The organism is Methylobacterium sp. 092160098-2, from assembly GCF_028920805.1.
Taxonomy (GTDB): Bacteria; Pseudomonadota; Alphaproteobacteria; order Rhizobiales; family Beijerinckiaceae; genus Methylobacterium; species Methylobacterium fujisawaense.
Genome location: NZ_JAQPZJ010000003.1, coordinates 231,452 through 244,247 on the forward strand (window position 1 = coordinate 231,452; position 12,796 = coordinate 244,247).

The 12,796-nt window shown below is 72.6% G+C and carries 12 protein-coding genes; 5 read left to right on the plus strand and 7 right to left on the minus strand.

From position 1 onward, the window contains the following. The first annotated feature begins 17 nt into the window (after positions 1 to 17). Genes PQI07_RS33335 through PQI07_RS33345 form a run of 3 tightly spaced genes read left to right on the plus strand, consistent with a single transcriptional unit; the run spans position 18 to position 2,814 of the window. Complete coding sequence (locus tag PQI07_RS33335; RefSeq protein ID WP_274929013.1) at positions 18 to 773, plus strand: enoyl-CoA hydratase-related protein; 756 nt, start codon at positions 18 to 20, stop codon at positions 771 to 773. Between the two features lie 8 nt (positions 774 to 781). Next, a complete protein-coding gene (locus tag PQI07_RS33340; protein ID WP_051976095.1) occupies positions 782 to 1,597 on the plus strand; it encodes an IclR family transcriptional regulator in 816 nt (271 codons plus the stop codon). An 11-nt stretch (positions 1,598 to 1,608) separates the two neighbouring features. Continuing rightward, positions 1,609 to 2,814, plus strand: coding sequence for a CaiB/BaiF CoA transferase family protein (locus tag PQI07_RS33345; protein ID WP_274929014.1), 1,206 nt, complete (start codon positions 1,609 to 1,611; stop codon positions 2,812 to 2,814). A gap of 97 nt (positions 2,815 to 2,911) precedes the next feature. Here the strand turns inward: PQI07_RS33345 and PQI07_RS33350 are convergent, their stop codons facing one another. Both PQI07_RS33350 and PQI07_RS33355 read right to left on the minus strand, forming a co-directional pair. Beyond that, positions 2,912 to 3,289 carry a PH domain-containing protein gene (locus tag PQI07_RS33350; protein WP_043345852.1) on the minus strand — a complete coding sequence of 126 codons (378 nt, stop codon included), beginning with the start codon at positions 3,287 to 3,289 and terminating at the stop codon, positions 2,912 to 2,914. 141 nt (positions 3,290 to 3,430) lie between these two features. Further along, entirely contained in the window at positions 3,431 to 3,886 is a 456-nt protein-coding gene (locus PQI07_RS33355; RefSeq protein ID WP_053609163.1) for an Rrf2 family transcriptional regulator, read from the minus strand. A gap of 88 nt (positions 3,887 to 3,974) precedes the next feature. On the opposite strand from PQI07_RS33355, the gene PQI07_RS33360 reads away from it, so the two are divergent. Next, positions 3,975 to 4,754 (plus strand): class I SAM-dependent methyltransferase, encoded by a 780-nt coding sequence (locus PQI07_RS33360; protein WP_053609162.1) that lies wholly within the window; start codon positions 3,975 to 3,977, stop codon positions 4,752 to 4,754. 28 nt (positions 4,755 to 4,782) lie between these two features. Here PQI07_RS33360 and PQI07_RS33365 read toward each other — a convergent pair whose 3' ends face one another. Both PQI07_RS33365 and PQI07_RS33370 read right to left on the minus strand, forming a co-directional pair. After that, complete coding sequence (locus tag PQI07_RS33365) at positions 4,783 to 5,799, minus strand: NAD-dependent epimerase/dehydratase family protein (RefSeq protein WP_274929015.1); 1,017 nt, start codon at positions 5,797 to 5,799, stop codon at positions 4,783 to 4,785. A 26-nt stretch (positions 5,800 to 5,825) separates the two neighbouring features. Beyond that, positions 5,826 to 7,070 (minus strand): complex I NDUFA9 subunit family protein, encoded by a 1,245-nt coding sequence (locus tag PQI07_RS33370; protein ID WP_083683329.1) that lies wholly within the window; start codon positions 7,068 to 7,070, stop codon positions 5,826 to 5,828. A gap of 246 nt (positions 7,071 to 7,316) precedes the next feature. Between PQI07_RS33370 and PQI07_RS33375 the strand changes: the two genes are divergently transcribed. Next, the gene (locus PQI07_RS33375) at positions 7,317 to 7,499 is read left to right on the plus strand and encodes a hypothetical protein (protein WP_236952875.1); all 183 of its coding nucleotides are present in this window, start codon (positions 7,317 to 7,319) and stop codon (positions 7,497 to 7,499) included. Positions 7,500 to 7,508: 9 nt separating this feature from the next. Here the strand turns inward: PQI07_RS33375 and PQI07_RS33380 are convergent, their stop codons facing one another. From PQI07_RS33380 to PQI07_RS33390, 3 genes are all read right to left on the minus strand, one after another. After that, positions 7,509 to 8,450 (minus strand): MBL fold metallo-hydrolase, encoded by a 942-nt coding sequence (locus PQI07_RS33380; RefSeq protein ID WP_043345866.1) that lies wholly within the window; start codon positions 8,448 to 8,450, stop codon positions 7,509 to 7,511. Positions 8,451 to 8,655: 205 nt separating this feature from the next. Then, positions 8,656 to 9,849: a L,D-transpeptidase family protein gene (locus PQI07_RS33385; protein WP_274929016.1), complete on the minus strand. Its 1,194-nt coding sequence runs from the start codon at positions 9,847 to 9,849 to the stop codon at positions 8,656 to 8,658. A 167-nt stretch (positions 9,850 to 10,016) separates the two neighbouring features. After that, entirely contained in the window at positions 10,017 to 12,602 is a 2,586-nt protein-coding gene (locus PQI07_RS33390) for a P-loop NTPase family protein (RefSeq protein WP_043383415.1), read from the minus strand. Positions 12,603 to 12,796 lie beyond the last annotated feature (194 nt).

Here is a 12,796-nt window from a genome sequence, read left to right on the forward strand (position 1 = left end):
ACGGGGGCGCGACTGTGATGTGTGAATCCGCCCCCCCGAACCTGCGCGTCGCCGACCCGGAGCCCGGGATCCGGCTCATCACCATCGACCGGCCGGAGCGGCGCAACGCCCTCGATCGGGCGACCTATGCGGGCCTGACCGCGGCCATCGTGGCCGTGGCCCGGGACCTTGCGGTGCGCGCCGTCGTGCTCACCGGCGCCGGCGGCTGCTTCACCGCCGGCAACGATCTCAAGGATTTTCAGGACGTCGAGACCGGCGGCGACAGCCCCGGCCTGACCTTCCTCAAGGCTCTGCGCGCCTGCCCGACGCCAGTCGTGGCGGCCGTGGAGGGCCATGCGGTCGGGATCGGCACGACGCTGCTGCTTCATTGCGATCTCGCCTATGCGGGGGACGGCGCCCGGTTCCGCCTGCCCTTCACGGCGCTCGGCCTGAGCCCGGAGGGCGGATCGAGCTACCTGCTGCCCCTGGTGGCGGGTTCGAAGCGCGCCGCCGAACTCCTGATGCTCGGCGAGCCCTTCACGGCCGCGGAGGCCGCCGCGGCGGGCCTCGTCAACGCCGCCGTCCCGGCGGGGACGGCGCTGGAGACCGCCCTGGGCAAGGCGCGCGCGCTCGCGGCCCTGCCCCGGTCCTCGATCGCCGCTACCAAGCAGGCCCTGCGCCGTGGCCACGAGGAAGCTGTCGCCCGGACGTTCGGCGAGGAGGCGGAGGTCTTCCACGCGCTCCGCCGCGCCCCGGAGGCGCAGGCGGCCTTCGCGGCGTTCCTGCACCGATGAGGGCGCGGATGGATGCGGACGCGGCCCTGCTGGCCGATCCCGACACCGCCGGACTCGGCGCGAAGGAGGACCGGCACTTCGTGACGGCCCTCGCGCGGGGGCTGTCGGTGCTGGCCTGCTTCGGTCCGGGGCGCACGAGCCTCGCCAACCACGACATCGCGGAGGCCTGCGGCCTGCCGCGCTCCACCGTATCACGGCTCACCTACACGCTGACCAAGCTCGGCTACCTGCAGCATTTGCCCGAGATCGGCCGCTACCGCCTCGGCACGGCGACGATCGCGCTCAGCTCGGCGGCTCTCGGAGGCCTCGACGTCCGCGGCATCGCCCGGCCCGTGCTCCGCGCCGTGGCCGAAGCCGCCAACGCCTCGGTGGGACTCGGCGTCCGCGACCGTCTCAGCATGCGCTACGTCGATTGCCAGCGCGGCCCGGCGGCGATCTCGCTCAACCTCGATACCGGCTCGCGCATCTCCCTCGCCCGCAGCGCCATGGGCCGGGCCTACGTGGCAATCTGCACGGATCGCGAGCGCGAGGGCATTTACGAGGACCTGAAGGCCCTGGACCCGGTCGCCTGGCCCGCGCTCCGGGCCGGTCTCGACCGGGCCGTGGCCGAGCATCGGGAGATCGGCTGCTGCACCTCGTTCGGCGAGTGGCAGGAAACCGTCTGCGCCATCGCGGTGGGGTTCCATCCCGGCGGCGGCCTGCCGCCCATGTCGGTCAATTGCGGCGCCCCCACCGTCATCACCGACGCACGCTTCCTCATGGAGGTGGCGCGCCCGAGACTCATCGCAGCCGTCCGCAGCCTCGACGGCGTCATGGGAGCCTGAGGATGTCCGCGATGGATGCCGAATCCGCCACCGACGACCTGCCGCTCGCCGGGATCCGCGTCCTCGACCTGTCCCGGGTCCTGGCGGGGCCGTGGTGCGCGCAGGTGCTGGGCGATCTCGGCGCCGACGTGATCAAGATCGAGCACCCGGAGCGCGGCGACGATACCCGCGACTGGGGCGTGCCCACGAGCCCCGGCAACACCTCGTATTTCGACAGCGTGAACCGCAACAAGCGCTCCATCGGTATCGATCTCGCCAGCCCGGACGGGCTGGCGATCGTCAAGGCGCTCGCGCGCGAGAGCGATGTCCTGGTGCAGAACTTCAAGACCGGCGGGGCCGAGAAGCTCGGCCTCGGCTACGGCGACCTGTCGGCGGAGAATTCCGGCCTGATCTACTGCTCGATCGCCGGCTACAGTTCCGACGGCTCTGAGGCCGGACGACCCGGCTACGACCTCGTCGTGCAGGGTGAATCCGGTGTGATGGCGCTCAACGGCGAGGCTGGAGGGCCGCCGCTCAAGTTCGGGGTCGCGGCGGTCGATCTGTTCACCGGGCAGTTCGCGGCCCAGGCCGTGCTGGCGGCCCTGTACCAGCGGGAGCGGACCGGACGGGGCAAGACGATCGACCTCGCTCTGTTCGATTGCGGTGTCGCGCTGACCTCCTATTACGGCCTGGAGGCGCTGGCCCGGGGCATCGATCCGCCCCGCTACGGCAATGCCCATCCCTCGATCGTGCCCTACGGGGTGTTCGAGGCCGGCGACGGGCCGGTGGTGATCACGGTCGGCAACAACGGGCAGTACCGCCGATTCTGCGAGCAGGTGCTGGAGCGGCCGGACTGGGTCGCCGACCCGCGCTTCGCCACCAACCTCGACCGATCGCGCAACCGCGCCGCCTTCATCCCGGTGCTGGAGGCGGAGCTCGCCAAGTGGGAGCGCGCGCCGCTGATCGCGCGGCTCAGGGCCGCGGGCATCCCCTGCGGCGAGGTGATGGGCCTGCGCGAGGCGCTCACCTGCGACCGGGCCCAGGAGGCCGGGCTGGTGGTGACGGCGCCCGGCAATGCCCACGTCATCGCCCCGCCCTATCGGCTCGACGGCCGCCGGCTGCCGGTGCGGCGCATGCCGCCGGGCCTCGGGGATTCGAGCGCCGAGATCCTGGCCGAGGAGCTGGACTATCCGGAGGGCGCGCGCGACGCGCTGCGGGTCAAGGGCGTGGTCCGGTAGGCAGGTCGCCTCCTGCAGGTCGCCTCCTGCCGTCGCGTGCCGTGGACGGCTCGCCGCGGGTCGGAGCGGGCCAACATCCGCGCGGTCGGGCCGTGGGCTAGCGCAGCACGCCTTCGGCCAGGGCCCGCTGGATGCCCCGGATGTCCGCGCCCTTCTTCAAGGTCCGCTGGATCGGCTCCGCCGCGCCCGAGACCCAGATCTTCAACTCGGCGTCGAGGTCGAACGTACCGGCGGTCTCGACCGAGAAGCGCACGATCGCGCGGTACGGCACCGACAGGAACTCGACCTTGCTGCCGGTCACGCCCTGGACGTCGATCAGGATGACGCGGCGCTCGGTGAACACGAACACGTCCCGGATGATCTTGAAGGCGAGCCGCGCCGTCTCGCCGTCGATCAGGATGCCGTCGAGCCGGCGCTCCAGGGAGGCCGCATCGACGGCCGAGCCGTGTCCGAGCAATCCGTCCAGAAGCCCCATGGCCGATCATCTCGTGCTGGTCCGCGTCGAGGCGGAGCATGGCGCCCGACCGTCGGCGCGGCAAGCGCCCGCCGCGATCGGACACTCCGTTCCGACCGCGAGCCTGGTCGCGCGCGGCGATGCCCGCCGCCGCGCCCGCCGTCACGCGCAGGTCGAGGTGTCCGATGCCCCCTCGGACCGGCACCGGGCGTCGAAGCTTCGCGCGAGCTCGGCGAGGCTGACGGAACCGAGCCGCGTGATCAGAAGGGCCTCGGCCTCGCGCAGCGTGTCCTCGACCGCCGCGTTGACGACCTTCTCGACGGCGCAGGCCGGGTTCGCGCGATCGCTGCCGATCGCGAAGATGCGGGGCCCGCCGACCGCGCGGTGGATGTCGAGCAGCGAGACCGCGTTCAGGTCCGCCGCGATGGTCCATCCGCCGCCGTGCCCCTTCTCCGACGTCACGTAGCCCGCGTTCCGGAGCCCGGCCATCGTGCGGCGGACGACCACGGGATTCGTCCCGAGCATCCGCCCGATCGCCTCGGACGTCATCGGTCCGTCGTGGCGCGCCATGTGAAGCAGCACATGGAGCGTTCGGGAGAGGCGGCTGTCGGTGCGCACCCGTCGATCCATCACACCGGACTCGGGATTGGCAACCGTGCGCCATCACGATACTTATCAAGTTACGTGATGGAGCGGAGCTGAAGCGGTGCGCGAGTTCGAGAATCCGGATCGGTGGGACAGGGTCGCCGAGCACTACGAGACGACCGCCCATCCGTTCACGGCGCGCTTCGCCGAGGCGGCGCTCGCGCGGGTGCCGCTGGCCGGAAGCAGCCGCGTCCTCGACGTCGCGGCGGGCACCGGTGCCCTCGCGCTGGCCGCGGCGCGGACGGGGGCGCAGGTCCTCGCGGTCGACTTCTCGCCCGGCATGGTCGCGCGCATCGCCGGGGCGAGACTGCCCAATGTCGACGCGCGGGTCATGGACGGACAGGCCCTCGCCCTACCCGACGGTGGCTTCGACGCGGTGTTCTCGATCTTCGGGGTGATCATGTTCCCCGACTGGCGGAAGGGCCTCGCCGAGATGGCGCGCGTGACGCGGCCCGGGGGATCGGGCGTCGTGGCCACGTGGCAGGATCAGGGCGCGGCGACGTTCTTGCTGCTCGGCGAGATCCGTCGCAAGCTGTTCCCCGAGCGCGAGAGCCGGGCGATGCCCGAAGGGGTGCGGGCGCTCGGCGATCCGGCGGGGTTCACCCGGGCGCTGGTCGCGGCCGGGTACGCAGCCCCCCGGATCGACCGGGTGACCTTCGACTACGCGCTCGACGTCGCCATGCTCGACGACCCCGACACGGTGTTCGGTCTGTCGCCGGACTGGGTCGACCTGAGCGCGGCCGACCGGGCCGCGGTGATCGCGGAGGCGCGGCGCATGGCGGGCGGTCGACCCGTCCTGCCGATCCCCTCGACCGCCCTGATCGCCGTCGCGGAGCGCTGAGCGCCGCGGTGGCGCCAAACCCGGCGCCTCAGCCGGATTTGCGCGCGTCCGCCAGCCGCGCCCGCGCGTCGTCCAGCACCCGGGTCAGGGCCGCGTCCCACGAGACCCGCGGCTGCCAGCCGGTGGCGGCGTGGAGGCGGCCGGCATCGCCCGCGGCCAGGGGAATCTCGGTCGGGCGCACGCGCTCCGGGGCGATCCGGATCTCGAACGGGACCCGGGCCCGGGCGCGCAGGTCCTCGAGGACGCTGGCGATCGTCCGCGGCTGGCCCGAGCTGATGTTGAACACGCTCCCGTCCGCCAGGGCGTCCGCCCGGCCGATCAGGTCGGCGTAGGCGTTCGCCACGTCGGCGACGTCGAGGAAGTCGCGGTAGGAGGAGAGGTTGCCGACCTCCAGGCAGGGCGGCACGAGGCCGGCCTCGATCCGGGCGATCTGGCCCGCGAAGGAGGCCACGACGAAGCGCTCGTCCTGGCCGGGGCCGATATGGTTGAACGGCCGCAGCACGACGAGCTTCACGCCGATCCGGGGCAGCAGGTCGCGGAGCAGCTGCTCGCCCACCCATTTCGACCGGGCGTAGGTGTTGCGCGGCAGGGGCTCGACCGCCTCGCTGAGGGCATGGCCCGCCAGGAAGGCGCTGCCGTAGACTTCGCCGGAACTGACGAAGAAGAAGGTGCAGCCCGGCACCGCCTCCACCGCGGCCACGAGGTTCATCAGGCCGTTGACGTTGACCCGCCACGTCTGGCCCGGGCCGCTGGCGGAATCCGCCACCGAGGCGAGGCCCGCCAGATGAAGGATCGCGGTCGGCCGGAATCGCGCCACGAAGCCGCGGAGCGCGGCTTCGTCGAGGAGATCGATCGCCGCGTAGCTGACGCCCTCCGGCAGGTGCGGCGCCCGCCCCCGCCCGATCCCGGCCACGCAATCGCCCGCTCCCGCGCTCATCGTCGCCAGGAGCGGCAGGACGTGGCCGCCCACGAAGCCGGCCGCCCCGGTGACGAGGATGCGCCGCCCGACCGGGCCGCCGGATCCGTGGAGGGAGGGCGCGCTCATGGCGCGATCCGGGCGCGGGCTGTCACCTAGCCCGGTTTCCGAGTTCCCCAGCGCACGCCCCTGCTGCCCTGCCCGGCCCCCGGCGAGCTGCCGGCATCGGCGCCGATCGCCGGGCCGGAGGCGGTCTGGGGCCGATGCTGAGAGCCGGCCGCCAGGGGTTTCGATGCCAGCGTGTCCGGCACCTCGGACAGGTGCGACTCGTCCTGGTCGGTGGCGAACTGCCCCGCCTTGCGGAAGGTCCAGAGATAGCCTGGCACCACCGCCTCGGCGGCGGTCGGCGTGATGCCGATGCCTTCGAAGGTCCGACCCTCGGCCTTGGCGGCCTCGGAGACGACGTTGTCGTTCTGAAGCAGCGTCACCTGATCGCGGGTCAGCTTCAGCGAATCCGGCAGCAGGCCGAAGGTCAGGGTGTCGGCGATCTCCAGCATGCGGGCCTGGAGCTTGGCCGCCGGCGCAGGCAGGTCCACGACCACCCGCTTCCGCCGGATCGTCTTCAGCATGTAGCGCACGAAGTGCTCCAGCGTGCCCACCTCCGGGCCGCCGAGTTCGTAGACCTTGCCGGGCGCCACGGTGCCGTCGACCGCGCGGGCGATCGCCTCGGCGACATCGCCCACGAAGGCCGGCTGGAAGCGGGACTGGCCGCCGGCGAGCGGGAGAACCGGAAGCGCCCGGGCGAGGCCGGCGAAGCGGTTGAAGAAGCTGTCGCCGGGCCCGAAGATCAGCGAGGGCCGGAACACCACCGCGTCCGGACAGGCGGCGAAGACCCGCGCCTCGCCCTCCGCCTTGGTGCGCGCGTAGACCGACGGCGAGGCCGGATCGGCCCCGATCGCCGAGACGTGGATCATCCGGGCGCCCTGGCGCGCCGCGGCGCGGGCGATCGCCTCGGCCCCGTCGACCTGCAGCCGCGCGAAGCTCTGGGAGCCGGTCTCCTGCAGGATGCCGACGAGGTTGATCAGCACGTCCGACCGCTCGGCGGCCCGGACCACCGAGTCCGGGTAGCGCAGGTTGGCCTGGACGGCCACGATCTGGTTGACCTTCCCCAGGGGCTGCAGGAACAACGCGAGATCCGGCCGGCGCACCGCGACGCGGATCCGGTAGCCGCGCTTGGCCAGCGCCCGCACCACGTGCCGTCCCAGGAAGCCGGAGCCGCCGTAGATCGTCACGAGCTGGTCCTGCGGACGCAGGAGCCCCGGCGTGGCGGCGGATGCGGACTGCGTCTCCGGACTCGTGTGCGCCGCCGCGGGCGCCGTCGTGTTCTCTTGGCCGCTCATCGCCGTGGTCTCGAGCTCCTCGCGCGCCCCGGGGCGCCGTCAGGCGGCCTACTTAGCCTAACTTCGGCGCGATGGGAGCCGCCGAATGAGCCGCCGCGCCATTCCGGTGAACAGCGTGGGGCCGATGACCGGCGCGGCAGAGGGCCGGACGCTGGAACGGGTGCGGCCGCCACGCATTCTTCCCCACCATACGGCCCTGCCGAATCGCGCGGATGGGACGCGCCGGGGACTTCGATGATTGTAGGGATGCTCGTTTCCGCGGCGATCGCGGTGTTCGGCCTGCTGGTCGCGTTGGGGTTCGTCGGGCACCCGATCGACGCGCAGCTCGTCAGCAACTACGGCTGGAGCATTCTGATCATCGGCGTCGCGCTGTTCGTGCTGTTCGCGTGGTCCCGGTACAGCCGGACCCGCAGGCGGCACTCCGCCTGATCCGCCGGCTCAGGCGACCTTGATCCGGCGGCGCATCTCCCGCGCCACGGCCGGACGCCCGTTTGGACGGCCGCCGACCGCCCGGGGAGCCCCGACCGTGAGGCTCTGACATTCGCGCGCGATGAATGCGGTCGGCATCTCGGCCTGCATGTCGGCCTCCATGTCGCGCAGCGCCGTGTCGGAATGGGCCGGGTGCAGGTGAATGATCCCGAGCGCCTTGACGCCCGCCGTCCGGGCGAGCTCCACGCCCTTCTGCCAGGTCGAGTGGCCCCAGCCCCGGCAGGTCGGATACTCCCCGTCGGTGAACATGCCGTCGTAGACCATCAGGTCGGCGTCGGCCACGAAGGCGGCGAGGTTGGGATCGGGCCAGGGGTCGCTGTGCTCGATGTCGCTGATCAGGCACAGGCGCTTGCCGGCATGCTCGAACCGGTAGCCCACGGAGCCCTGCGGATGGTTCAGCAGGATCGTGGCGACCCGCGTCCCGTCCGGGAAGGTCAGGGTCTGCCCCGCCTCGAAGCCGTGGTGGCGGAAGGTGCAGCACAGCCTGTCGAGCGTAACCGGGAACAGCGGCGGCGCGAACAGGCGGTCGAGGGTCGGGCCGGCCGATTCGCCGCCGAGGTTGCCGCAATAGGTGTTGATCACCCGGTCGCAGTCGAGGACCGCCGGCTTGAAGAAGGGGAGCCCCGCGGTGTGGTCGAGATGCAGGTGGCTGAACAGCAGGTCGACTTCCCGGGGCAGATCGGTCCGGTGACCCTGTCCGAGATTGTAGATGCCCGAGCCCGCGTCGACGATGAACATCCGCTGGCCGCACCGCACCTCGATGCAGGGCGTGCTGCCGCCGAATTCGGCGTATTGCGGGCCGCTGACGGGCGTCGAGCCGCGGACGCCCCAGAAGCGGAGTACGAGGTCTTGGTCGGCCGTCAGGAGAGTCGGCTCGGAACTGTTCGACATGGCGATCACGAATCCGCGGACAGTCGGTCCCGATCGGTTATGATCGAAACCCCGTCGCCGTTCCGGGAAGGTAGCTTTGAATAAGGCAGGCCGACGGAGCAGGTGTACCGCTCATCCCCTGCCGTATCATGAATTGGTGTGCCGCAGGCGGTCGTGATGTGCGTCCGCGCACACGCACGGGACGCTTGACCGGACCCTCGCATGCTCAGAGCGCCTCGGCCGAGGCCAGGAGACCGCCCGGCGAACCGGCCAGAATCGGGCGTCCGGAGCCCGATCCGGCGAGGCCGGCGGCCAGCCAGGACGGAAGCGCGTCGCTGTAGCGGGTCGGGAGCGGCGCGACCAGCGCCCCGAACGGATCGGGGGCGCGCTCGTAGACCGGGACGAAGCCCGCCATCTGCCGCGGCGACAGGCCCGACTCGGGCGCGGCCCAGCCGGCCCAGACCGTGTCGGGCACCGGGCGATGGGCGCGATGGCCCGGCACGACCACCACCTCCTGGCCGGCGAAGGCCAGGGCTTCCGGCCGGCTGATGTCGCCGACCGCCCCGCCCCGGGCCGTGTAGGCCGCCCAGAAGGCGTTCTGGCCGCCGTCGGAATAGGTCGTGCGCACGGCGGGCTCGCCCGCCTCGGCGAGCGCGGTCATCCGCGCCTCCTCGACCGCCCGGCGGGTGGTGACCGCCGCCTCGATGGCGGGATCCCGCGAAGGCGCGAACGCGTACCGGCCGGCGACCACCGAGACCTGCAGCTCCTCGCGGCTCGCCTCGAACCGGTCCGAGCCGGCCTTGAGTTCCCGCCAGAAGGCGATGTTGGGGTCGGTCCGGTGGCGGGCCATGTTCTCGGCGGTCATCCGGAACGGGTAGGACTGGAACTGGAAGGCCGCCTGCCCGCCGTTCAGCGCGTCCCGGGCGATGGCGTAGATCTCGCCGACCGTACTGTTGGTCATGGCGAAGCAGCCCATGGACGAGCAGATGCCGTGGACCATCACGGCGGACCCGGTTCCGCCATGGGCCCGGTCGTAGGCGTTCGGATATCCGACGTCGAAGGACAGGTAGTAGTGCGAGTTCGGGTTCATCTGACGCCGGGGCACCGTATAGAACCCCTCCGGGGTCTGCCGGTCGCCGCTCTTGCGCTTGGGCCCGAGCTGGCCGGACCAGCGGCAGATCGGGAACGTCTTGATGAAGACGTAGCCGGCGCGACCCTTCTTCCAGACCTCGATCTCGGATTCTTTCTTGTAGGCCCGGAACAGGACCGGCGAGGCGGCCGTCACGCCCTTCTGCGCCATCAGGGCAAGGGTCGCGGCGGGGATCGGCGCCTCCGCCTTGCCGGCCTGCGCGGCGGCCGGACCGGCGAGGACCAGCACGACGAGGCCGGCAGCGAGGGGGATCGAGGTCGACAGGGGCATGAACCGTCCGCGCTGGATCGGCCGGGATGGCTGCCGGACAGGCGCGGCCTCGCGGCCTGACGGATTATTGCGGCGGCCATGAGGCTGCGCGTCCGGTCAGCCCGACCCCGCTGGATTGTCCCGCTGCGCGCGGAAGGCCGACGGCGCCGGCGGATCGTGACGTCCTGTCAGGCTGCCGGTGCGGGGTCCCGCTCGGCGGCGGCCGGGACGGGTGCGATGACCGCGCTGTTCTCCACGGCGATCACCGCGTCGAAGGGCGCGGCGTTCTCCGCAAGACTCGTCTCGGGCAGGCAGACGATCAGGCCGCGCCCGGCCCGCGCCTGCCGCAGCTGGGCGAGGCGCTCGCGTGCGCCCTCGACCTTCCGCTCGTCCATCGCGACCGCCACCACGAGGATGTCGGGATCACGGGCGAGACAGCGGCTCAGCTCGATCGCCACGCGTTCGCGGGCATTGATCGCGCCGTCCGCCAGAGCCCCGGTGCTGGGCTGAGCCTCGACCTTGCTGTCGAGGCCGAGGCCATAGACCGAGGCCTCGAGGCCCTCGTCGGCCAGAACCCGGCGCACCAGTTCGCGCACCCGCGGCTCGGCATTGGCCTCGCCGAGGCTGATCCGGCCGAACAGGAGGTTCTCTTCCAGGCTGGCGGCCGGATTGACCCGGGAGGGGTCGTGGAACTCCACCGCGCCCGCGAGGTGGGGCGGCAGCATCCGTGCGAAGGACCGCCGCGCCTGGACGAGGCGCTCCTCGAACGGGCCGTCGATCAGGCCGAAGCGGTGGCGCGATTCGTTGTAGCGCAGCGCCAGGCCGATCAACCGCAAGCGGTCGCGCTGGCCCGCCGGTCCCCGGCGCAGGCTCGCCGCGTTGGGCAGGCGCACCACGAGATCCTCGAAATAGCCCCGCTCGGCCGCCTGGAACAGCGAATAGGCGTCGAACAGGGGATGGTCGTTGGGCAGGTCGGCGAAGATCTCCACCGTGCTGCGGGCCACCGACAGGCCGATCTCGGTGAGCGGGCGAACCAGCCCCTCGGCCTCCAGAACCGCCCGCAGATAGGGGTGGCGGGCGAAACGCAGGGGCGCGAAGGTGCCGCCCACCGGCTCCCCGAACAGGATGTTCTCGCCGATGCTCGCCTGGTTGTTGTAGCGGTCGGGATCGAAGGGCTCGACGAGGCGCTCGGCGCCCTTGGCGGCCAGCGCCACCCGCATGGTCCGGCGGGCGGTGACGATCGCGGCGGCGAGCCGCGGCTGGGCCGCCGGATCGAGCCGTCCGGTCAGCCCGCGGGCGTATACGAAGCCGTCGAGCCCGGTGAGCCGGCTGATGCCGATCAGCGCGATGTCGTCGGGCGCGGTCGCCGGATCGGTGCCGTAGAGCAGGTTCTGCCGGAGGGAGCCCTCCATCAGGATCGCCTCCCCCGACGTGAAGGCGATCCGCCGGGCGCGCTCCGCGGCGTCGAAGTCGCGCAGGTCCGTGCCCGCATAGGTGACGGCCCCGGCCGTCGGCTCGACCTGCCCGGCCAGCACCGCCGCCAGCGCCCGGGCGCCGCTGCCGCGGCTGCCCGTGATCGCCACGTGGCCCGGCATCGTCACGGCCACGGCGACGCCGGTCAGGCGCTCGCCCGTGGCCGGATCGAAGGCTCCGACGCCTTCCGTGGCCAGGATCCCGGACCGGGGCAGCGGCAATGCGGCCGCACCAATCCGGGCGGCCCTCGCCCGCCGCCCCTCGAGGGACGCGATGATGCGGGCGAGGTCGCGGAGGCGCGGGCGCACCGACCGGCGGACCATCCAGAACCGCGCGCAGATGGCGGCGAGCCAGCCCGCGAGGCCGAAGGCGCCGACGGCCGCCAGGAGGGCGGCCGGATCCACCGGGGCCGCGGGCGGCTGCCCTGGCGCCGAGCGCCACAGTGCCGTGCCGGCGGCGATGGCCGGCAGGATCACCGCCAGCGCCAGGGCGGGCGCCCGGGCGTAGGCCAGCCGCGCCTCGGCGCGACCGACATTGGTCCGCATCGCGGCGACGCGGGCGGCGATACGTCTGCGCTCGATGGCCGCCGCTCCGTGGTTGCGCACGGCAGGAAGCCGCCGAACGAGGTCGTTCAGGTTCTCCTCCGCCCGCGCGCTGGAGCGCAGGCGCAACTCTTGCCGGTCGCGCGCCCGTTCGAGCACCAAGCCGTAGGCGAGTCCGATCGCCGCCAGTCCGATCACGGCCGCCGGGATCAGCCGGGGCGCGGCCAGGGCCGCGAAGCCGAGGGCCAGGATCAGGGCCGCGAGGGTCATCGCCGGCAGGACGATGCCGGCGGCGAGCAGGCGGTCGGCTCGAGCCAGCACCTCTCCGACGATCCGGGCCAGGCTGCGCGCCTCGTCCCGGGCCCCCGCGGGGGCGTCGAGGATCGCCCGCAGAACGCCTTCGCGGACGGCGTCCCCGGCCTTGTTCTGCGCCTTGAAGCACAGGCGCGCCACGCACCAGCCGAGGCCCGCCAGGGCCAGGGCGCAGACGGCGATGCACAGGAAGGCGGTGAGCTCGAGTTCGGCGGGGCGCATCGGGATGCCGGGGGCCAGCACCAGCTCTCCGCCCGGAAGCGCGACCGCCACGCGCAGGAAGGGCAGCACCGGCGCCTCGTCGCGCGGCAGGACCGCGATCAGGTCGCGCAGGCACAGGAGCGCGAGCGCGCAGAGCGGCGCGCCGATCCCGACCGCGAGGGCCGCCGCCGCGGTGTGCTGAGGCCGCGCGGCGCGCCACGTCAGGACGAGAGGATCGGATTCCATGCGTCTCCGGACAGGATCGGGCGTCTCAACCGTCGCGCGGGCATAGGCGTTCGCGCCGGTCACGGGAAGGGTCGCGGGCGCGGGCTTCCCTTGCGCGGACCTTGCCGCCGGCCGCTGCGACATGTCGGCCGGGTTGTTTGCGGTTGTGGCCCTGGTTTGGAAGCGCTCCAGCGTTACAACCATGGGGCATGGCG

What these genes read in the sequence shown, in the direction of transcription:
- PQI07_RS33365 (WP_274929015.1), bottom strand. Translation starts at nt 5,799, where the DNA reads ATGAGCGCGCCCTCCCTCCACGGATCCGGCGGCCCGGTCGGGCGGCGC.
- PQI07_RS33370 (WP_083683329.1), bottom strand. Translation starts at nt 7,070, where the DNA reads ATGAGCGGCCAAGAGAACACGACGGCGCCCGCGGCGGCGCACACGAGT.
- PQI07_RS33390 (WP_043383415.1), bottom strand. Translation starts at nt 12,602, where the DNA reads ATGGAATCCGATCCTCTCGTCCTGACGTGGCGCGCCGCGCGGCCTCAG.
- PQI07_RS33385 (WP_274929016.1), bottom strand. Translation starts at nt 9,849, where the DNA reads ATGCCCCTGTCGACCTCGATCCCCCTCGCTGCCGGCCTCGTCGTGCTG.
- PQI07_RS33380 (WP_043345866.1), bottom strand. Translation starts at nt 8,450, where the DNA reads ATGTCGAACAGTTCCGAGCCGACTCTCCTGACGGCCGACCAAGACCTC.
- PQI07_RS33375 (WP_236952875.1), top strand. Translation starts at nt 7,317, where the DNA reads ATGCTCGTTTCCGCGGCGATCGCGGTGTTCGGCCTGCTGGTCGCGTTG.
- PQI07_RS33345 (WP_274929014.1), top strand. Translation starts at nt 1,609, where the DNA reads ATGGATGCCGAATCCGCCACCGACGACCTGCCGCTCGCCGGGATCCGC.
- PQI07_RS33350 (WP_043345852.1), bottom strand. Translation starts at nt 3,289, where the DNA reads ATGGGGCTTCTGGACGGATTGCTCGGACACGGCTCGGCCGTCGATGCG.
- PQI07_RS33340 (WP_051976095.1), top strand. Translation starts at nt 782, where the DNA reads ATGGATGCGGACGCGGCCCTGCTGGCCGATCCCGACACCGCCGGACTC.
- PQI07_RS33335 (WP_274929013.1), top strand. Translation starts at nt 18, where the DNA reads ATGTGTGAATCCGCCCCCCCGAACCTGCGCGTCGCCGACCCGGAGCCC.